This is a genomic window from Lysobacter sp. BMK333-48F3 (assembly GCF_019733395.1).
GTDB lineage: Bacteria > Pseudomonadota > Gammaproteobacteria > Xanthomonadales > Xanthomonadaceae > Lysobacter.
In genome coordinates this window covers 2,362,374-2,381,987 of the sequence record NZ_JAIHOO010000001.1, presented here as the reverse complement: position 1 = coordinate 2,381,987, position 19,614 = coordinate 2,362,374, and the positions used below count along the sequence as shown (strand labels likewise).

General features: G+C 69.1%; 17 protein-coding genes, 1 tRNA gene and 1 riboswitch. Of the genes, 7 read left to right on the top strand and 11 right to left on the bottom strand.

The window, feature by feature from the left end:
- Positions 1 to 14: 14 nt before the first annotated feature.
- From K4L06_RS10130 to K4L06_RS10120, 3 genes are read right to left on the bottom strand one after another with little or no spacing between them, the layout of a single operon-like run.
- The gene (locus K4L06_RS10130; protein WP_255595048.1) at positions 15 to 821 is read right to left on the bottom strand and encodes a DUF6776 family protein; all 807 of its coding nucleotides are present in this window, start codon (positions 819 to 821) and stop codon (positions 15 to 17) included.
- 32 nt (positions 822 to 853) lie between these two features.
- On the bottom strand, positions 854 to 1,276 hold the full coding sequence (locus K4L06_RS10125) for a polymer-forming cytoskeletal protein (protein ID WP_221671274.1): 423 nt from the start codon (positions 1,274 to 1,276) through the stop codon (positions 854 to 856).
- A gap of 3 nt (positions 1,277 to 1,279) precedes the next feature.
- Positions 1,280 to 2,014, bottom strand: coding sequence for a DUF6776 family protein (locus K4L06_RS10120; protein WP_221671273.1), 735 nt, complete (start codon positions 2,012 to 2,014; stop codon positions 1,280 to 1,282).
- A 63-nt stretch (positions 2,015 to 2,077) separates the two neighbouring features.
- Here K4L06_RS10120 and K4L06_RS10115 point away from each other — a divergent pair, with 63 nt between their 5' ends.
- Positions 2,078 to 2,668, top strand: a complete 591-nt coding sequence (locus K4L06_RS10115) for a DUF4126 domain-containing protein (protein WP_221671272.1) — start codon at positions 2,078 to 2,080, stop codon at positions 2,666 to 2,668.
- Positions 2,669 to 2,854: 186 nt separating this feature from the next.
- Here the strand turns inward: K4L06_RS10115 and bfr are convergent, their stop codons facing one another.
- The 3 genes from bfr to K4L06_RS10100 all read right to left on the bottom strand — a co-directional run bounded on the left by bfr (position 2,855) and on the right by K4L06_RS10100 (position 4,390).
- On the bottom strand, positions 2,855 to 3,334 hold the full coding sequence (gene bfr / locus K4L06_RS10110; RefSeq protein ID WP_064747275.1) for a bacterioferritin: 480 nt from the start codon (positions 3,332 to 3,334) through the stop codon (positions 2,855 to 2,857).
- 131 nt (positions 3,335 to 3,465) lie between these two features.
- Positions 3,466 to 3,669 carry a (2Fe-2S)-binding protein gene (locus tag K4L06_RS10105; protein ID WP_221671271.1) on the bottom strand — a complete coding sequence of 68 codons (204 nt, stop codon included), beginning with the start codon at positions 3,667 to 3,669 and terminating at the stop codon, positions 3,466 to 3,468.
- Positions 3,670 to 3,772: 103 nt separating this feature from the next.
- On the bottom strand, positions 3,773 to 4,390 hold the full coding sequence (locus K4L06_RS10100) for an RNA pyrophosphohydrolase (protein ID WP_221671270.1): 618 nt from the start codon (positions 4,388 to 4,390) through the stop codon (positions 3,773 to 3,775).
- Between the two features lie 127 nt (positions 4,391 to 4,517).
- Between K4L06_RS10100 and K4L06_RS10095 the strand changes: the two genes are divergently transcribed.
- The 3 genes from K4L06_RS10095 to K4L06_RS10085 all read left to right on the top strand — a co-directional run bounded on the left by K4L06_RS10095 (position 4,518) and on the right by K4L06_RS10085 (position 6,084).
- Positions 4,518 to 4,594 (top strand) — tRNA-Met (locus tag K4L06_RS10095).
- A 140-nt stretch (positions 4,595 to 4,734) separates the two neighbouring features.
- Positions 4,735 to 5,088, top strand: coding sequence for a 6-carboxytetrahydropterin synthase QueD (queD, locus tag K4L06_RS10090; RefSeq protein WP_221671269.1), 354 nt, complete (start codon positions 4,735 to 4,737; stop codon positions 5,086 to 5,088).
- 582 nt (positions 5,089 to 5,670) lie between these two features.
- Entirely contained in the window at positions 5,671 to 6,084 is a 414-nt protein-coding gene (locus K4L06_RS10085) for a phasin family protein (protein ID WP_221671268.1), read from the top strand.
- A 191-nt stretch (positions 6,085 to 6,275) separates the two neighbouring features.
- On the opposite strand, the gene bioD is transcribed toward K4L06_RS10085, so the two are convergent.
- A complete protein-coding gene (bioD, locus tag K4L06_RS10080) occupies positions 6,276 to 7,037 on the bottom strand; it encodes a dethiobiotin synthase (protein WP_221671267.1) in 762 nt (253 codons plus the stop codon).
- A 72-nt stretch (positions 7,038 to 7,109) separates the two neighbouring features.
- Between bioD and K4L06_RS10075 the strand changes: the two genes are divergently transcribed.
- The 3 genes from K4L06_RS10075 to btuB all read left to right on the top strand — a co-directional run bounded on the left by K4L06_RS10075 (position 7,110) and on the right by btuB (position 10,396).
- Positions 7,110 to 7,592, top strand: coding sequence for a GAF domain-containing protein (locus tag K4L06_RS10075; RefSeq protein ID WP_221671266.1), 483 nt, complete (start codon positions 7,110 to 7,112; stop codon positions 7,590 to 7,592).
- Positions 7,589 to 8,035 (top strand): TfoX/Sxy family protein, encoded by a 447-nt coding sequence (locus tag K4L06_RS10070; RefSeq protein ID WP_221671265.1) that lies wholly within the window; start codon positions 7,589 to 7,591, stop codon positions 8,033 to 8,035. Before K4L06_RS10075 ends, K4L06_RS10070 begins: the two co-directional genes overlap by 4 nt.
- A 142-nt stretch (positions 8,036 to 8,177) precedes the next feature.
- A riboswitch (cobalamin riboswitch) is annotated at positions 8,178 to 8,427 on the top strand.
- Between the two features lie 121 nt (positions 8,428 to 8,548).
- Positions 8,549 to 10,396, top strand: coding sequence for a TonB-dependent vitamin B12 receptor (gene btuB, locus K4L06_RS10065; RefSeq protein WP_221671264.1), 1,848 nt, complete (start codon positions 8,549 to 8,551; stop codon positions 10,394 to 10,396).
- Between the two features lie 436 nt (positions 10,397 to 10,832).
- On the opposite strand, the gene K4L06_RS10060 is transcribed toward btuB, so the two are convergent.
- From K4L06_RS10060 to K4L06_RS10045, 4 genes are all read right to left on the bottom strand, one after another.
- Positions 10,833 to 11,774 carry a hypothetical protein gene (locus tag K4L06_RS10060; protein ID WP_221671263.1) on the bottom strand — a complete coding sequence of 314 codons (942 nt, stop codon included), beginning with the start codon at positions 11,772 to 11,774 and terminating at the stop codon, positions 10,833 to 10,835.
- A gap of 7 nt (positions 11,775 to 11,781) precedes the next feature.
- Positions 11,782 to 14,805: a hypothetical protein gene (locus K4L06_RS10055; RefSeq protein ID WP_221671262.1), complete on the bottom strand. Its 3,024-nt coding sequence runs from the start codon at positions 14,803 to 14,805 to the stop codon at positions 11,782 to 11,784.
- A gap of 218 nt (positions 14,806 to 15,023) precedes the next feature.
- Positions 15,024 to 17,303 carry a hypothetical protein gene (locus tag K4L06_RS10050; RefSeq protein ID WP_221671261.1) on the bottom strand — a complete coding sequence of 760 codons (2,280 nt, stop codon included), beginning with the start codon at positions 17,301 to 17,303 and terminating at the stop codon, positions 15,024 to 15,026.
- A 104-nt stretch (positions 17,304 to 17,407) separates the two neighbouring features.
- A complete protein-coding gene (locus K4L06_RS10045) occupies positions 17,408 to 19,561 on the bottom strand; it encodes a hypothetical protein (protein ID WP_221671260.1) in 2,154 nt (717 codons plus the stop codon).
- Between the last annotated feature and the right edge of the window lie 53 nt (positions 19,562 to 19,614).

The window sequence follows — 19,614 nt, the reverse complement described above, 5'->3', positions numbered from 1 at the left end:
GGCGAACACTGCGATCAGCCGCCGGTGCCGGTCGCCGGGCTGGCGGCGGGGCTGGCGGCGGCGTCGCGGGTCGTTTCGGCCCAGGTGAAGGACTGTTCGACCGCGGCGCCGGACTGCGGGGTCAGCCGCACCGTGACCCGCACCGGGGTCAGCCCGGCGGGCACGAACACGTCGCCCTCGACCTGCTGGAAGTACTTGAACGAGTAGGCCACGCCCGGCGCCGCCGGCTGCTGGCGCAGGTCGGTCCAGGCCAGCTTCTCCAGCTTGCCGTCGCGGGTGCCCTCCAGGGCCAGGCTCAGCCGGCCGGCGCTGACCGCGCCGCGGTTGAGGTTCTGGGTCAGGGTGGTGGTGAAATGCCAGGCGCTGGGCGCGCCGTCCTGGGCCTGCATCTTCAATGCATGCACGGTCAGGCCGCGGCGCTGGCCGGTGGCGCCGACCAGGCGCTCGTAGAAGGCGACATCGGCGCGCAGGCCGGCGAGCTCCTCGTCGCGCTCGGCCAGGGCGCTTTGCAGGTCGCGGTTGGCCTGGCGGCTGATCTCGTCGGAGCGGCCCAGGGTGGTCACCCGCTGGCGCAGTTGCTCCAGCTCGGCGCGCATCTGCTTCGGGGTCAAGGCCTCGGCCCCGGGCGGCGCCGGCGGCGCTTCGTCGCCGGCCTGGCTGAGCGAACGCCACAGGCCCCAGGCGCCGAACCCCAGCGCCGCGACCAGGACGATCGCGGCCGGGATCCGCCAGGGATGGTGCTGTCCGGCAACGGCCGGCGTGGCGGCGGTCGGGTCGGGCCCGGCGGGGGACGGCGTGGCGGGGGAGGTCGTTTCGCTCATCCACACCGTCTTGGGGGCTGGGCCCGCGCCGCTCAATCCATCGCGGCGAGGGCGGTAATGGCGCCTTCAGGCGCCGGCAGGGCGGCTGCGGCTTCGGCGTGGATCAGGCGGCCGGTCAGCATCGAGCCGGCGGTCATTTCCACGACCCGATAATGCACGTTTCCTTGGACCCGCGCCTTGGCCGCGAGTTCCACCCGCTCGCTGGAGTACACATCGCCGTTGAGGGTGCCGTTGAGCACCACCACCGGCGCGCGCACCTCGCCCTCGATGCTGCCGTTCTCGGCCAGGGTCAGGCTGGCCGGCTGCCCCTCCTGCGCCACCAGCTTGCCGACGATGCGGCCTTCGATATACAGCCCGCCGCTGAAATGCAGGTCGCCGTGGATCACCACCTGCGGGCCGATCATGGTGTCGACCTGGCCTTCGCGCAGCTGGGTCGGTTTGCTGGTCTTGAACATCGCTTAAGTTTCCCCGGTTACGGTGACGCCGCTCTTCCAGGCGAAACGCTGCTCGATCGAAGCGTTTTCCCCGCGCAACGAAACGCGTACGCGTTGCGGGGTGAACCCGGCCGGCAGCATCACGCTGCCGTCGAGCTGCTGGAAGTAGCGGAAAGAATAATTCTGCGGCAGCGCCTTGGGCTTCTGGTGCAGCTCGTCCCAGCCGATCGACGCCAGCTTGCCGCCGCGCACCCCCTCGACCTGGAACTGCAGGCCGCCGCTGCTGACCGCGCCGCGGTTGAGATTCTGGGTCAGCACGATCTGGTAGCGCCAGGTGCCGCCGGCCTCGGGCCGGAACTCGACCGAGTGGACGTTCAAGCCCTTGGCTGGCGCGGTCGCGCCGACCAGGCGCTCGTAGAAGGCGACGTCGGCGCGCAGGTCGGAGATCTCCTCCTCGCGCTGGGCCAGGGCTTCCTGGACCTGCTTGTTGGCGGCGCGGCTGATCTGGTCGGAGCGCTGCAGGGTGGTCTCGCGCTGGGCCAGGCGGTCGAGTTCGTTCTGGCGCTGGCGCAGCTCGCGCTGGGTGGTGGCCAGCTCGGCGCTGACCTCGGGCAGCATCGGCGCGGCCCGCGACTGCGACCAGAACCAGGCGCCGGCCAGGGTCAGCGCCCACGCCACGCCGACGGCGGCCCAGATATAAGGACGCTTGTCCGGCTGTTGCTGGACGATGACGAAACGCGGCGGCGGGGCTTTGGCCATACTGGACTGCGACGGACGCCGCTTTGCCTATACTCAACCCTCGATCTTAACGGGAACGCCGCCGTGTCCGATGCGCACCTGTTCGCAGTTGGGGTGGTTCTGGCCTGGCTGGCCGGGGTCCGGGTCTACCTGACCGTGTTCGGGGTCGGCCTGGCCGGCTTCCTGGGCTGGCTGGACCTGCCCCAGGCGCTGCAGGCGACCCAGTCGCCGTGGGTGCTCGGGGTCTGCGGCCTGCTCGCCGCCGGCGAGTTCTTCGCCGACAAGATCCCCGGGGTCGATTCGGGCTGGGACCTGCTGCACACCCTGCTGCGGGTCCCGGTCGGCGCCTTCCTGGCCGCGGCGGCGATGTCGCCCGACGGCGAGCTCGGCGCCGGCGCCCTGGCCGCCGGCGCCGGCGTGGCCCTGACCAGCCACCTGCTGAAGTCCGGCTCGCGGGCCTTGCTCAACACCTCGCCCGAACCGATCAGCAACTGGACCGCCTCGGTCACCGAGGACGCCGCCGTGGTCGGCGGCCTGGCCCTGGTATTCGCCTACCCCTGGGTGACCCTGGCCATCGTGGTGCTGATCAGCCTGACCATCGGCATGGCGTTGTGGTGGTTGTGGCGGAAGCTGTTCGGGCGGCGGCGCAAGGCCAAGGAGCTGGGCGTCGGCTGAGAGGTGCCCGGCGTCGGCGAACGCAAGCGCTGGCCGACTCGGGCTACGGAAAAGAAAAAGCCGCCGGTGGAAACCGGCGGCTTTTTGGTGTCTGGCTGGCGGCGCTTGCGCGCGGCTGGCTGGATACGGATCGAACGCGAGCGGCGGCGAACGCCAGCTCCTAACCGCTGACTCCCAGCCCCAACCTCACTCCTCGCCTTTCTCGATCTTGGTCAGCAGATAGTTCTGCTCGCCCAGGCGCTCGATCAGCGCCAGCTGGGTTTCGATCCAGTCGACGTGCTCTTCTTCCGAGTCGAGGATGTCGGCGAACAGCTTGCGGCTGACGTAGTCGCTGACGGTTTCGCAGTACTTGATCGCCTCGCGCAGCAGCGGGATCGCTTCCAGCTCCAACGCCAGGTCGCAGGCCAGCAGCTCGCGCGGGTTCTCGCCGATGCGCAGTTTGCCCAGGGCCTGGAAGTTGGGCAGGCCATCGAGGAACAAGATGCGGTCCGACAGCTTGTCGGCGTGCTTCATCTCGTCGATGGACTCGTGGTATTCGTGTTCGGCCAGTTCCTTCAGGCCCCAGTTCTTCAGCATCTTGGCGTGCAGGAAGTACTGGTTGATCGCGGTCAGCTCGTTGTAGAGCGCCTTGTTGAGATACTCGATGACCTTGGGGTCGCCTTTCATGGCCGTGGCTCCGACGTTGCTATGCCGGGCACTCTAGCCGCTTCGCGGACGCGATGACGGAACGCGAATCGTGCGCAACGGGAGTCGAGAATCAGTGGCGTTCGCGGGCCCGGCCGAGCCGGGCGGCGGGCTCAGGCGGCTTGCGGCAGTACCGTCAGCGGCAGGTCGATCGTGCCGCGCGCCTGCTCCAGCAGCGAGGCGGCCAGTTCCAGGCAGCTGCCGCAGTTGGCGCCGGCGCCGGTGCGCATGGTCAGCTCGGGCAGGCTGCGGCACCCGGCCTCGGCGGCCTGGCGGATGTCGCGGTCGGTGACTCCGTTGCAGATGCAGACGTACACGGTGGCGGGCGTTCGGGCAGGCAGCCGGATGGCTGCGAGGCCCATTCCGCCAGGAATGAGAATGATTGTCAATTAACAGCAGCCGACTGCTGCCGGCCCGGCCTCAGGCGCCCGGTTCCGAGCCGCCGCGGACCGGGCTGCCGGGCAGGCCGCCGCGGGCGCGCGGCCGCTGCCGGTTGTGGCCGGCCAGGCGCGGGTCGTGCAGGCGGGTGTCGGGGCCGGGCGCCGGCACCGCCAGGGAACCGGCGACATGGCGCGCGAACGGGGCCAGGTGGCGCAGGGCGCTGGCGTAGACGCCGCGCTTGAACATCACCACGTGCTCGACCGGGTACCAGAAATCCACCCAACGCCAGTGGTCGAACTCGGGCTTCTCGGTCAGGTCCAGGCGCAGGTCGGACTCCTGGCCGGTCAGGCGCAGCAGGAACCAGACTTGTTTCTGGCCGATGCAGACCAGTCGGTCGTTGCGCCGCACCGCCCGCCGCGGCAGGCGGTAGCGCAACCAGCCCGGGGTCGCGCCGAGCACTTCGACGTGCTGCGGCAGCAGGCCGGTCTCCTCGCGCAATTCGCGATACATCGCCTCCAGCGGCGTCTCGTCGCTGTTCATCCCGCCTTGCGGGAACTGCCAGCCGTCGCGGTGCACGCGGCGCGCCCAGAACAGGCGGCCGTCCGGGTGCATCAGCACGATGCCGACATTGGGCCTGTAACCGTCCGGATCGATCACGATGCGGACTCCGAATTTCTACTGAGTCCGACTCTGCCACGGGGTGCGGCAGACGACAAGTCGGGCAAAGCGGCGCCGCCCCCATTGACACGAACCCCTCCGGCATGAAGAATTCGCGGTTCCCCGTGGCTATGTAGCTCAGCCGGTTAGAGCACAGCACTCATAATGCTGGGGTCGGTGGTTCGAGTCCACCCATAGCCACCATCGATTCGCGTCGGCCCCGCCGCCGCAGCCAAGCCCGCCAGCGCCGCGGGCTTTTTCGTATCCGCCGTCCCGACGCCGCGCCCGGCCCGCTCCGGACCGGCGGCGTCCACCGCCCGAGCGCTTGCCGCACAATGTCCGCCATGAACATCTTCAAGGTCTTCACCCTCGAGGCCGCGCACCGCCTGCCGAACGTGCCGGAAGGGCACAAGTGCGCGCGCCTGCACGGCCATTCGTTCCGCATCGAGGTGCACCTGACCGGCGAACTGGGCGAGCACAGCGGCTGGGTGATGGACTACGCCGACGTCAAGAAAGCCTTCCAGCCGATCTACGACCGCCTGGACCACCACTACCTCAACGACATCCCCGGCCTGGAAAACCCCACCAGCGAACGCCTGGCGGTGTGGATCTGGGAGCAGCTCAAGCCGGTGCTGCCGCTGCTGAGCGAAATCGTCGTCCACGAGACCTGCACCGCCGGTTGCCGCTACCGCGGTTGAGCGGCGGCTCGGCCCCTCATCCGCTCCTTCGGGGCACCTTTTCCCGCAAGCGGGGTGAGGGGGCGCGCTTGCGAGCCACCGGCTCGCGCGCCACCGAACGCCCGAACGCCATGCGTTCGGGCCGGGGAGCGAATCCTCAATCGCCACGCGCCGGTGCGGCCACGCGCCCTCATCCGCCCCTTCGGGGCACCTTCTCCCGCAGGCGGGAGAAGGGAACGGCGGCGCCATCGTCGCAATGCCCGATCGAATCCGATCGCCCCCCCCCTCGAAGCCCCTCTCCCGCTTGCGGGAGAGGGGTTGGGGTGAGGGTCTCCCGGCCGCCTCGCACCCCCGCGCAAAAACGCCGGCGCCCACCGCGCGGCGGCGCCTCGGCGCGCCTGTCAGACGCGCGAAACCTGAGCGTCACAGCCCGAAACTAGGCTTTGCCTGAACCGCTGCTTGGGCGCTAACCGGCTGAACAGGCAGCTTTTCTGAACCGGTTCAGACCGCTCATCGGTGCGATGTTGCATCGCAACAAAGCCCTGGCTATGCTGCACCGCACCATCCAGTCGTTCTCCGCCTGGACCACTCAGGAGCTAAGCCATGTACCAGCAGTTCAACGAACAGTTCGCCGCCGCCACGCGCCAGTTCGCGGACACGGCCGCTCAGGTCAACCGTCTGGCCCTCGACAACGCCGAAGCGGTGTTCGGCCTGCAGATCGCCGCGATCGAAGACCGCGTCAACGCGACCTTCGCCTTCTTCGGCGAAGCCGCCGAAGCGCGCGATTTCGACGCCTTCAAGACCCTGTGGCCGAAGGGCGTGCAGATCGCACGCGAGAACGTCGAGCGCGCCGTCAGCACCGGCCAGGAAACCTTCGGCCGCACGCTGAAGACCAACGAAGCCATCGCCGAGCTGGCCAAGTCGCAGATCGAATCGGCCGCCAAGACCACCCAGGCCAACGTCGAGAAGGCCGCCAAGGCCGCGACCAAGGCCAGCGTCGCCCCGGCCGCCAAGTAATTCCGCTCAGGCCGGTTGCGGCCGCCGATTACGCGTCCCTCTCTCTGCGCGCGATCGACGGCCGGCATCGGCAAGCCCAGTCGGAAAACAAAAAACCCGGCAACTTCGGTTGCCGGGTTTTTTGTCGTCTGCGCCGCGCGGCGCCGGCGCAAGCCGCGGGGCGGGCCGCAGCGCGGCTTCGAACGGCGCCGTCAGAACAGCGGCATCAGCCGCTGCGCCAGCGCCTGCGGATCGGGTTGCGGCGCATACGGCAGCCGGCCCCAGCACGGCATCGGCAGGCGCGCGCGCAGGATCTCGAAGTTCTCGTCGGCGCGGGCCATGTCCGGGTCGATGCCGTTGGCGATCCAGCCGATCGCGCGCACCCCGTCGGCCTGCAGCGCGCGCGCGCTGAGTCGGGCGTGGCTGATCGCGCCCAGGCGCAGGCCGACCACCAGCACCACCGGCAGGTCCAGCGCGCGCACCAGGTCGAGCTGGTCCAGCGCGGCGCTGATCGGCGCCGCCCAGCCGCCGACGCCTTCGACCACCACGCAGTCGGCCTGCGCGGCCAGGCGCGCATGCGCGGCGCGGATCGCGTCCAATTCGATGTGCACGCCGGCCTCGGCGGCGGCGATCTCCGGCGCCAGCGGCTGCGGCAGGGCATAGGGATTGACGTCCTCGTAGCGCGGCCGCGGCAGGCTCGCCGCCTGCAGCAGCAACGCGTCCTCGTTGCGCCAGCCGTCCGGCCCCGGCTCGCAGCCGCTGGCGACCGGCTTCATGCCGACCGCACGCAGGCCGCGCGCGCGCAAGGCATGCAGCAGCGCCGCGCTGGCCACCGACTTGCCGATGCCGGTGTCGGTGCCGGTCACGAACAGGCCCGGCGGGCAGGCCGGGCGCGCGCCCGGATCGCCGGCGTCGGCGCGTTTTGCGTCCGTTGGTCGGATGGCGTCGGCGACCGAAGGCTGGTTGTGACTCATCTCGCGCTTTTGTTCCTGCTTCCCGGATCGGCCCATGGTAGTCGCGCAAGACGCCGCTGTTACACTTCCGCGATGTTTACCGCCTCTTCTTTGACCGGCAGCAAGGCCGAGCAATACCAGCAGCTGGCCGCGCAGGCGCGCGGCCTGCTCGACGGCGAACGCGACCGCGTCGCCAACGCCGCCAACCTGTCGGCCCTGATCGCGCACGCCCTGCCCGACCTCAACTGGGTCGGTTTCTATTTCTACGACGGCCGCGAACTGGTGGTCGGTCCGTTCCAGGGCCTGCCGGCCTGCGTGCGCATTCCGCTCGACAAGGGCGTATGCGGCGCGGCGGCGTCGACCCGGCAGACCCAGCGGGTCGCCGACGTGCACGACTTCCCCGGCCACATCGCCTGCGATGCGGCTTCGCGTTCGGAACTGGTGGTGCCGCTGCTGCGCGGCGAGGAGCTGATCGGCGTGTTCGATCTCGACAGTCCGTTGCCGGAACGCTTCGACGCCGACGATCAAGCCGGCCTGGAAGCGATGGCCCGGATCTACCTGGAGTCGCTGGCATGAGCGCGGCGAAGATGCGCAACATCGGTCCCAAGAGCGCCGCCTGGCTGCGCCAGGTCGGCCTGCGCACCCACGAGGACCTGGCCGCGGTCGGCACGGTCGAGGCCTTCATGCGGGTCAAGCGCGCCGGCTTCAAACCGACCCTCAACCTGCTGTACGCGATCGAGGGCGCCCTGCTCGACTGCCACTGGCAGGAGATCAGCGAGGAGCGCCGGCAGGAACTGATCCTGGCCGCCGACGCCGCCACCGCGCTGCTGCCGGCGCCGCGCAACAAGCCGGCCGCCGCGCCGGTGCGCACCACCGTGCACGCCGACGAGGGCGGCTACGAGGCCGGCGCCGGCTTCGCCGCGGCCGGCGAGCGCGACGACGACCACGGCGACGGTTTCGACCGCGACGGCGGCGTCGAAGAGCACGACGAGCGCGCCGAAGACGGCGAGCGCGACTGAGTCGGGGCGGCCGCGGCCGCCTCCATTCGAACGACCGTCCCAGCCCTGCCGCCGCCGATCCGGGGCGATGCCGCCGCGCGGGCAATGGGCCGGGCGGCTCCCCTCGGACAGCCCATTCGGACAGCCCGCCCGCCATCGCGTAGAATCCGCCCCGCTTCGAGGTGACCCCACGGCCGACCGCCGCGGGGTTGAAACGGGAAGCCGGTGACGCGCCCGGGCCGACGGATCTTCCGCTGGCGCCGCGCCCAGTCCGGCACTGCCCCCGCAACGGTAAGCGAGCCAGGTCGCGGCCTGCGCCACTGTGCGATGCACGGGAAGGCGCCGCGACCGGAAGCCGGCACGGCCGGCTTCGCCCGCGAGTCCGGAGACCGGCCTTGAGGCGCCATCGGTTGCGATGCGGAGGGCGTCGCGGCACGGCCGCCGTTCTCGCGCGCCCGTCGTCGCCCGCCTCCTCCCCCGCCGCCTCCTTCGCCGTTTTGACGCGCGCCGACGCGCGCGTCGTGGAGCTTTGCCATGCGTGCCCTGAATCTGTCCTTCGCCATCGCCTGCGCGCTCGCGCTGCCGGCCACCGCCCTCGCCGCGCCCGCGGGCGAGGCCACCGATCTCGACGAGGTCGTGGTCACCGCCAACCGCACCGCGGTCAGCGTCAACGACGCCCTGAGCCCGGTGGAAGTGCTGACCCGCACCGAGATCGAGCGCAGCCAGGCCCGCGACCTCAACGACCTGCTGCGCGGCCGCGCCGGCATCTCGCTGTCCAACCAGGGCGGCGCCGGCAAGCTCAGCACCCTGTTCCTGCGCGGCAGCGAATCCGACCACGTGCTGTTCCTGGTCGACGGCATCCGCATCGGCTCGCCGACCTCCGGCCTGGCCTCGCTGCAGGACCTGCCGCTGGCGCTGATCGACCGGATCGAAATCGTCCGCGGCCCGCGCTCGAGCCTGTACGGCGCCGACGCCATCGGCGGCGTGATCCAGGTGTTCACCCGCCGCGAGCAGCAGGGCTTCGCTCCGCGCGTCCACGTCGGCGGCGGCAGCAACGGCGCGATCGAGTTCGGCAGCGGCTTCGGCGGCCGCAGCGGCCGCGGCTGGTTCGGCGCCGACTACAGCTTCCGCAAGACCCAGGGCATCGACGCCTGCCGCGGCGCCGGTTTCCCGGTGTTCGCCGGCTGCTTCACCGACGAACCGGACCGCGACGGCTACGAAAGCCACGCGCTGTCGCTGCGCGGCGGCATCGATCTCAACGAGCAGTGGAGCATCGAAGGCCAGGCCCTGCGCGCCGAAGGCCGGAACGACTACGACGGCAGCTTCGTCAACTACTCCGAGACTGTGCAGCAGGTGATCGGCGGCAAGCTCCGCTGGCGCCCGAGCGAGACCGTCAACGTGCAGCTGGTCGCCGGCCGCAACGTCGACAGTTCGGATAATTTCCTCGGCTCGCTGCCGATGGGCTTCTTCAGCACCGACCGCGACAGCGCCAGCTTGCAGGCCGACTTCACCGTCGCCGACGGCCACGTGCTGACCGCCGGCTTCGATTGGCTGCGCGACCGCGTAGACAGCGACACCATCTACGACGAGGCCGAGCGCGACAACAAGGCCGGCTTCGTCCAGTACCAGGGCCGCTTCGGTGCCCACTCCTTCGAAGCCAGCCTGCGCCGCGACGACAACGAACAGTTCGGCGGCCACACCACCGGCGGCGCCGCCTGGGGTCTGGACTTCGCCGAGAACTGGCGCGTCACCGTCGGCTACGGCACCGCGTTCAAGGCGCCGACCTTCAACGAGCTGTACTACCCGTTCTTCGGCAACGCCCAGCTCAAGCCGGAAGAGTCCAAGACCTGGGAAGTCGGCCTGGCCTACCGCGGCGACAACTTCAGCGCGCGGATCGACGGCTTCGACACCCGCGCCGACGACCTGATCACCTTCGACGCGGCGATCAACCTGCCCAACAACATCGAACGCGCGCGCATGCGCGGCGCCGAGATCGGCATCGACACCGAATTCGCCGGCTGGACCCTGGCTGCCAGCGCCAGCTTCCTCGACACCGAGAACCGTCGCGGCTTCAACCGCGGCAACGATCTGCCGCGCCGCGCCAAGCACAGCGGCCGCATCGACCTGGACCGCGCCTTCGGCAAGTTCCGCGTCGGCGCCACCGCGGTCGGCTACGGTTCGCGCTACGACGACGCCGCCAACAGCACCCGCCTGGGCGGCTACGGCACCTTCGACCTGCGCGCCGAGTACGCCTTCACTCCGGCGCTGAGCCTGCAGGCGCGCGTGGCCAACGTGTTCGACCGCGAGTACGAGACCGTGTCGTACTACAACCAGCCCGGCCGCGAGTGGTTCCTGACCCTGCGCTACGCGCCGGCCAACTGAGGCCGATTCGCCGCGGCTTGTCCGCCGCCCTCATCCGCCCCTTCGGGCACCTTCTCCCGCAAGCGGGAGAAGGGAAGGACTGCGGCGGCGGCGTTGAAGTCCGATCGAACCCTCAAAGCCCCTCTCCCGCATGCGGGAGAGGGGTTGGGGTGAGGGCAACTGGCCGCCGTTACCGCTCCCGTCCCGAAAGTTCACGCCGAACGCCATGCGTTCGGGCCGGGGAGCGAATCCTCAATCGCCGCGCGCCAGTGCGGCCACGCGCCCTCATCCGCCCCTTCGGGGCACCTTCTCCCGCAAGCGGGAGAAGGGAACGACTGCGCCATCGTCGCAAAACCTGATCGAATCTGATCGAACCGTCTAAGCCCCTCTCCCGCGTGCGGGAGAGGGGTTGGGGTGAGGGAAACCTGGCCGCCGCTACCCCTCCCGTTCCGACAGCTCACGTCGGCCGCAACGAACACTGCACCCACGAGCGCCCGGCCACGTCGGCGACCACGCCCATCACGCCGTGCCGCCAGCGGCCGTCTTCCGGCCCGCCGATCAGCGCGCGGTGCACCGGCACCGTGTTCTCGTCGCCGCAGCGCTGCAGGCGCGCACCGGCTTCGGCATCGTCGCGGAACACCGCCTTGGCGATCACGAACCAGCTCAAGGCCAGCGGCTGGCCCTGCGCCGACAACACCAGGCTCAGACCGCTGGGGCGCGGCAGTTCCGCGCCCGACAGCAGCAGGTCGAGCTGGCGCATCAGCGGCCCCGCGTCGCCGAGCGCGGCCTGGGCCATCGCCGCCAGGCGCTGCCGGTCGAGTTCGTGCGCACGGGCATAGAACTCGGTAGCGCCGTCGGGATTGACCCCGCACAGCCGCCACACCAGCAGCGGCGAACGGAACCAGGCATGGCGTTCGCTCCACTGCGGCGGCAAGCGTCCGCCGGGCAGATCGACGTAGAGCTTGGTCGCCAAGGTGTCCGCGCCGTGCCGGGCCGAGGCCCAGGCGCCGAAGATCAGCCGGCCGTGGCGCTGATGTTCGAACCAGGCGCTCAGGTCGCCCTGCCAATCCAAGGCCTGCGCCGCCAGCGCCAGTCGCTCGCGATCGTCGGTCTCCGGCGCGGCGACTTCGGCGGCCCAACGCAGGCTGGGCTCGCGCGAGCTCCACGAGAACTCCACCGGCACGCCGGTGTTGGTCAGGTCGCTGAAATCCCAGGCCACCTCGGGCCACAGCGAACGCGACAGCGGCGCCAGGGTGCGGCCGAGCAAGGCCTCGGCCGCGGCGGCCGGGCCCGGCAGCACCCGGCTCAGGCGCTGCAGGGTCGCGGCAATCGGCGCGGGCAGCGCCGGCGTCGCCTCGGCCGCCGGTTCGCGATTAGGTTCGGCAAGCATCGCGTTCATGCCGGCCTCACAGCACTGCGACCAGTTCTTCGGTCTCGTCGACCCAGGCGCGCTGGTCGAACTGCCCCTGCATGCCGACGAAGGTGTAGCGACGCCGGTACTTGCGCAGGTCCTTGTTGCGCAGGGCGATGCGCAGCTTGGCCGGGTCGGTCTGCACGCCCGGCATCTCGATGCGTTCGCTGCGCTCGTAGCTGCCGTCCTTGTACTTGACGTCGATGTAGACGCGCTTGACCTGCAGCGGGTCGAAGGTCGGGATGAACTCCAGTTGCAGCGCGTCCTCGAAGCTGTCGTGGACCACGATCTGCGGCACGTCGACCTCGACCGGCGCGGTCGCCGGATCCGGCTGGGACGCGCCCTTGCGCCGCTGTATCAGCTGATAGGTCACGCCGCGGTTGGCCGGACCCGGCTTGGCGCCGCGCAGGCGCCAGGTCTTGGGCCCGCTGTCCTTGCTCAGGATCAGGCTGGTGCGCGGCTCCGGGCTGGAATAGCCGCGCGCCTGCAGCCGCACTTCGATCGAATCGATCACGTCCCAGTCGATGTCGCCGGGAATCGCGTTGATCTCGCGGAACTCGACGTGCTCGTAAGGGTTCACGAACAAGGTGCGGTCCTCGGTCGAGGACGCCGGGATCGTGTACGAGTGCCGGTCGGCGGCCCAGTCCGATTGCGGATTGAAGTGGAACTGGTAGGCGGCGTCGTAGTCGATGTCGCGGGTCTGGTTCATGAACACTTCGAACCGGCGCACGCCGTGGTCGTCCGGGGTGAACACGAAGTCGGCGTGCTTGTGGTCGCGCGGATTGCTCTTATCGCCGTAATCCAAAGCCACCTGGGCCGACAGCAGGTCGATCGGCTCGAACGCGATCGGCAGGCTGGCCTCGACCGCGAACTGGCGGAAGAACGGATCGTCCAGGTCGATTTCCTTGAAGTACTTGGACTTGTCGCGCAGGTCGCCGAGCATCAGGCCGAAGAAGCCCTGCGGCGCGTAGGTGCGGCGCGTGGCCTCGGCGCGGTTGTAGCGCAGGGTCAGCTTCTTGCGTTCTTCCTGGCGCACGAACTTGAGCTTGAGCGACAGGCTGATCGCGGTCGGCGGCGTCGGCACGGTCGGTTGTGGCTGCGGCTGCGGCTGCGGTTGGGGCTGCGGTTGCGGCTGCGGCTGCGGCTGGGGTTGCGGCTGAGGCTGGGGCTGCAGCGAGGCCGGGCGGCGCAGCTGGCCGCGCCAGCGGCTGGGCTGGGTGCCGGCGACGCGGCCGGTGACGTGGACCACGCGGTTGTCCGGATCGCCGCCCATCGGCGAATGCGAGCCCGGGCGGGTGTCGGCCGGGTTGTCGCCGCTGGCGGTGTGCGAGGTGACCGTGGCGCCGGCGCGGCGCGCCACCGCCAGGGCGACGTCGAGGCGGCGCTGCGACAGCGACTGATTGTGCGAACGCCGCTGCGACTCGCTGGCGCCGCTGACGTGCTCGTGGCTGGCATAGGCCTGCAGGCGCACGTTGCGCGGCGGCGGCAGGTTGCGGATCCACTCGGCCAGGCGCTCGGCGCCGCGCTGCGGGCCGGTCCAGTCGCCGTCGCCCTGGATGCGCAGCGTGCCCGAAGCGTCCTGGTAGCGCGGGTCGGTGGTGGCGTTCTCGACATAGGCACGGTACTGCGGCGACGGCGGGCTGACCCGCCAGCCCGACGCGGCCGGCTTGTCGAAATCGAAGAACAGGCCGAAGGTCTGTTCCTGGGTCGCGGCCGGCCATTCGACTTCGATCAGCCGCGAACCATTGGGGTCGACGTTGACGGTGCAACGGCCTTGCGCGTCCAGCGCCACCGGCTGGGTGTCGACTTTGACCACCGCGCCGGCGCCGGTCACGGTGATGGTTTCGCTGAGGCCGCTGCTCGATGGCGCGTGGCTGACCGACTGCCCGGCCGGCAGCGGCGAGGGCTGCTGCGATTCGACGGTCAGCACCGCCGGCTGGATCTGCGCCGGCGGCGGCGTGGTGCCGGTGCCGGGCGCGGTGCCGGGGCTGGTGGCGGTGGTGCCGTTGAAGCCGGGCGCGCTGCTGCCCGGCGGCGTGCCGGTACTAGGCGGCGTCCCCGTGCCCGGCGGCGTGCCCGTACCCGGCGGCGTACCGGTGCCCGGCGGCGTGCCCGTGCCCGGCGGCGTACCGGTGCCGGGCGGCGTGCCCGTACCCGGCGGCGTACCGGTACCCGGCGTGGTGCCGTCGGCGGCCAGGCGCCCCGGCACCAGGGTCGGCTCGAACCACTTGCTGAGCAGGTCGTTCTTGAAGAAATCCAGCGCCCATTGTTCCTGGTCGCGGCGGTCTTCGGCATCGGTGAAGGCCTCGACCTGGATGTCGATCACGCCCTTCTGCACCAGCGACTCGAACGCCGCGTCGATGCCGGCCTTGAACCAGGCGTACTGGCCTTCCAGGCTGGCGCTGAAGTGGTTGTAGATGCGCTCGAAGTCGGCGGTGATGGTCACCCGCAGCGCCGGCCGCATCGCCAGGTACTTGAAGTTGTAGATCACCCCGATCGGGGTCATGCCGTCGCTGAGCGCCTGCTCGAGGATGGTCGAGCCCTCGGCCGACAGGCTCAGGCTGAAGGCGGCGCGGTTGGCCGCGTCCATCGACGGCACGCTGGCGCCGAGGATGTGCTCGACCGCGTTGAAGGTGCCCGGCTGCGCCGGCTGGGCCGAAGTGCCGCCGGCGCCCTGCACGTTCAAGGCCACGCACTGCACCGAACCTTCTTCGAACGTCGCCGGGCTCAGGCGCACCGGCAGCTGCACGCCGGGCTCGGCGTTGAGCCGGCCGACGATCTTGCTCTCCATCGACGAGGGCAGCTGCAGGGTGGTGACGAAGGTGACGAAGCCGCCGCCCTTGTTGGCGGCCGCGGCGTTGGCGACGCGGTACTTGAGGAAGCTGAATTCCTTGCGCCCGTCAGCCGGACGCGAGGCCAGCGCGACCGGGCCCGGCAGATACCAGAACTGGCTCTTGTCGGAGTGGTCGCGGAACACGGTGATGCCGTCGATGACGAGCGGCTTTTCGAGGCTGAGCATGTCGAACTCCGGGGTTCTGCGGTGGCCGCGCGGGCGCGGCCGGTCCTTGTGCTTGCTTGCCGGGCGGTGCGGGTCTTCGCCTCGTCGTTGCCGCGAACGCGGGAATCCAGGGCTGCGCCGATGCTCGGCGCCGAAGTCTCCGGATCCCCGCCTGCGCGGGGACGACGGTCGTGGAAAGCCGCTGCGCGGCCGGCAAGTTCCTTTGGCGGCGCGGCCGATCAGGGCATCTTCAGCACCAGATCGGTGGCCTCGCCCGGCGACCAGTTGAGGCTCTTGTTGGTGCCGTTCTCGAGCAGGTAGCTGGCCTTGTACTCGTAGCGCATGCGCGCCGGGTCGAGGTAGTCGTACTCGAACTCGCCGACCGCCTGGGCGTTGTCGAACTCGAAGTCCTCGGCGAAGTTCAGCCCGCCGACCAGGTCCTCGAAGCGCAGCGACACCCTGACCTTGCGCATCTTGCGCTTGGCGAAATCGCTAGGCGGCTTGACCGTGACGATGCGCCGGCCCTTCATCCCCGCCTTGAGCATGATCCGGTTGCCGAAGGTCACCGACTCGGGAATCTCCTCGACGTCGCGGCCGTCCTTGTACAGGATGCTGACGCTGTAGAAGACCGCCTTGATGTCGGGGTTGCGCATGTCCACGGCGAAGGTCTGCGAGGCCGTGCCTTCCTGGAAGCTCATCGGCTGCTCGATCAGCACGTCGTTGGCGCGGTCGGCGTAGCGCAGGTCGACGAACACCTCCTGCACTTCGCTCCAGTTGAAGTTGGGTACCACCTGCAGCACGCGCCGGGTCGGGAACGGGTTGCGCACGGTGACCTGCGGTTCGTCCAGGTCGGCCCAGTCGACGACCTTGTCCGGGCCGCTGATGGCGTGATGGACCAGGCGCACCTGGTAGCCGGTCTTGGCCAGGTCGATCATGAACATCTTCCAGGAGCCGGCAGGCGCGTCCTTGGTCAGCCGCACCATGTCGTTCTGGTTGATCTTGTTGGCCGGGTCGCGATAGCGCAGGAACACGTCGACCGAGCTGTAGCGGTCCCAGGGGTAGTTCTCGGCCAGCACCGGCACGGTGTTGATCGCGTACAGGTCGCGCGGCACGACTTCGATGTTCTCGACGTCGAAGACCTGCGGCTTGGACTTGAGCTTGGTCGGCCGCTCGGCCGCGTCCACGCCCTTGAAGTTGACCTCGTACTCGACCTGCACCTCGCGCTTCATCGCCCCGCGCTCGAGCTGGCTCAGCCACTCGAAGCTGGCCTCGCCGGCGTTGGCGCCGAGCAGCGCGTTCTGGGCCTTGTCGCCGTAGCGCACCCGCACGTTGATGCTGCCGATGTCGTCGCCGGCCAGGTCGGCGCGCGAGATCACCTTGACCCTGCGCTTCTTGAAGAAGTCGTTGTCCAGGCTGATCTGCTTGACCAGGCGCTCGCGCGGCACGTTGCCGTCGCGGACGGTCTTGAACAGCGCCGCCAGGTGGCCCTGCGGATGGATCGAGCGTTTGATCGCCACGCGCTCGGAGAAGTTGACGTTGAGCTTCTTGCGGTCGACCCGCTTGTAGTCCATGCGCTTGTAGCTGAAGCTCGGCATCAGCGCGCCGATCGGCCCGCCGGCGGCGCGCGCCGAGGACTCGGCGGCGAACTTGCCGATCGCTTCCAGGCCGCGCTCGAAGTCGTTCTTCTTCTCCGGCGACCACGGCGGCAGGCTGGGCTGGAAGAAGGCGTCGGTGACCATGTTGCGGACCTGGGCCAGGGCCGCGTCGCGGCGGTCGATGATGCCCTTGGTGTCCTCGCTTTCGGCGACGAAGGTGTCCGACTCCAGCACGATCGCGCGCTTTTCGACCAGTTCGTCGACCGCCTTGCCGATCTCGGTGGAGAAGAAGATGTTGCCGCCGGAGAAGCTCTCGTCCATGTGCTTCTGGACGCGGTCCCAGTCGATCTTCAGGTTGATGTTGTAGGCCGGACGCAGGCCGAGGAAGTCGAGCGAGTAGATCACCGCCACCGGCAGGATCTCGCCCTCCAGGCACTGCTCCATGACCGTATAGCCGTCCTGGTCCAGGCGCACCGAGAACGCGGCCTGGTTGTTGCCGTACAGGGCCGGCTTGGCGGCCTGATCGATCTTGAGCACGAACTGCGGGCCGCCGCCCGGGGTCGCGGCGGTGTCGCCGCTGGCCTTGCCCAGCATCAGCAGGCGCACCGAACCGTCTTCCAGCGGCACCGGGGCGATGCGCGGCTTGTTGCGCAGGTTCTCGGCGTTGGCGATCTCGCGCGCCAGGTCGTCGATCTGCTTGGCGCTGGCGCCGACGTTGCAGTCGAAGTTGAGGAACCCGCCGGTGCCCGCGTCGCCGCGGAAACCGATCAGGAGGAATTGCGGCACGTCGATGCCGAGCGCCGGGTCGCGCACCGTGGTCAGGTGCGGCGCAGTCGGCATGTAGTACCACTGCTCGGGATCGGCATGGTCCGGAAAGACCGAGATGCCGTTGATCTCGCGAGTGCGGCTGTCGAGGAGAAGCATGATCGGACTCCTTCCGAGTCAGGCGTGATGGCGGGTGGGCTGGGCGCGGCGCGGAACCGCCGCGCCGGACCCGCGGCGCGGGCCCGGCGGCGGCGGCGCGGCGCTCAGGCCGGCACTTCCAGGAACAAGGTCAGGTCGGTGGCGTCGTCGAGAGCCACCACCTTGCGCGAGTTGTCGGCCATGAAGTAGGTGATCTTGGCGTCGTACTCGGGGTCCTCGCCGTTGGCGATCGGCAGCTTCCAGCTCTTCTCCTCGTCGCCGGCCTTGAAGCGCAGATCGATGCGCTTGGGCCCGTGCGACAGGGCCACGCTGACCATCTTCAGATCGTCCCAGTTGAGCAGGTCCGGCACCACCGCCACTTCCAGCGCGTCCAGCTTCTTGCCGACCAGCACGGTCGAGCGGGTGGCGACCTGTTCGGGCTCTTCCTTGCTGGTGCCGTCGGCGTACAGGGTGGTGACCGCGTACTTGACCGTGCCCAGGGTCTCTTCGACCACCGGGAAGGCCCAGTCGAACGAGGTCATGTCCTTGGACAGGGTGATCACGGTCTTCTGGCTGTACTTGTTGGCCGTGTCCTCGTAGCTGCCTTCCACCGTGATCGAGGCGATCTCGTTCTCCAGGTCGCCGGCGGCGCGGAAGCTGATCGTCTTCTGGGCGGTGAACGGGTCGTCGATGTACAGCTCCTTGGCCTGCTGCGCGCCGCTCTTCCTGATCTGGCGGCCGTCGGCCAGCGAGTACAGCAAGTCGTACTCGATGTCCTGGGTGCGCGGCACGCCGATGATCTTGCGCAGCTGGAAGGTCGGGGTGTCCTTGGTCAGGTTGAACTTGGCCTCGACCGGCTGCTTGCCGCCCTTGTAGCGCACGGTGACCTGGGTGCGCGGCACCTGGGCGAAGTCGATGTCGCCCGGGCCGATGTCCAGCGTCAGCAGGCCGAGGTCGTCGACGTTGATCACCAGGTTGGTGTCGTCGGTCTCGATCTCGGGCGACTGGTGCTTGAAGGCGTTGCCCTTGTAGTTGACCGTGTAGGAGTACTTGAACTTGCGGATGCCCTGGTGGACGAAGGCCTCGAACTTGGCCACGTCGTCGGGGCTGGTGAAGGTGAACTCCTGCACCTTCTTGTTCGGGCCGTGCGGGTAGTTGATCTTGACCTCGACGCTGTGGATCGGCAGGTTGGCGAAGTCGGCGTTGACCCGCATGTTCACCCGCACGGTCTTGAGGAACTCGTCCAGGTTGATCTTGGAGTAGTAGTTCTCCCACTTCAGCGGCTTGTTCTTGCCGTCCTTGAGCGAGGTGATGGTCGGCAGCATGCCCTGCGGGATGCGGTTGACGATCACCGCCTTGGCCTCGCTCCATTCGATCCGCACATTGGCGATCTGGGTCTTGCTGACCGCGCGTCGGATCTTTTCGAAGTCCTGGCCTTCCTGCAGTTCCTTGATGTTGGGGTCGACCTCGGCGATTTCCTTGAGCAGGTTGCGCTGCACCGCCGCTTCCAGCTGCTTGTTGATCGCCGCGCGGATGTCGGCCTCGAGCTTGGCGTTCTCTTCCGGGGTTCCGTTGGGCGCCTGGACGAAGTCGAAATGGGTCTTGGTGACGTCGTTCTTCCAACGCGTCGAGCTGACCATCTCGCTGTAGGCGTCGTCGCCCCAGCAGTTCTCCTTGACCGTGACTTCCTGGGCGAAACGGTAGAACTCCGACGCGTTCCAGGTGCCCCAGGCCTTCATCTCCGGCAGGCGCATGTAGCAGTTGAGCTTGTACACGACCTGCACTGCCGAGGCCGAGCCGGTGCTCAGGGTTTCCTTGAAGATCGCCGTGCCCAGCTCGGTCAGCTCGACCATGAACGAGGCCTTGTTGTCGCCGTACAGCGAGGGCTTGCCGGCGCCGCGGATCTTCTCGACCAGGGCGCCGCCCTCGGTCAGCAGCAGCTCGACCGTGCCGTCGGTCCACAGCACCGGCGCGATCACCACCTTGGGCGGGGTCTTGCCCTTGTACTTTTCCGCCAGTTCCTTCTGCAGCTCGGCGACGATCTTCTTCTTGTCGTCGGCCGGGATCGACAGATCGGTGTCGAAGGCGATGAAGCCGCCGAACTTCTTGCCGCCGTCCTCGCGGATCTGGCCGTATTCGACGAAGCGCAGGGCCAGGTCGCCGTTGCTCATGCGCGCGAAGGTCGGCCCCTGCGGCAGGATGTAAAAGGTATGGTCGTTGGCATCGTCGCCGTGTACGAAGTAATCGCCGACGCTTCTGCCGCTGTCGAGTTTCATCATGGACCTGCTCCTTATCCGATAGTCCGCCGCGCCCTAGTCCGGGGGCGCGTTGC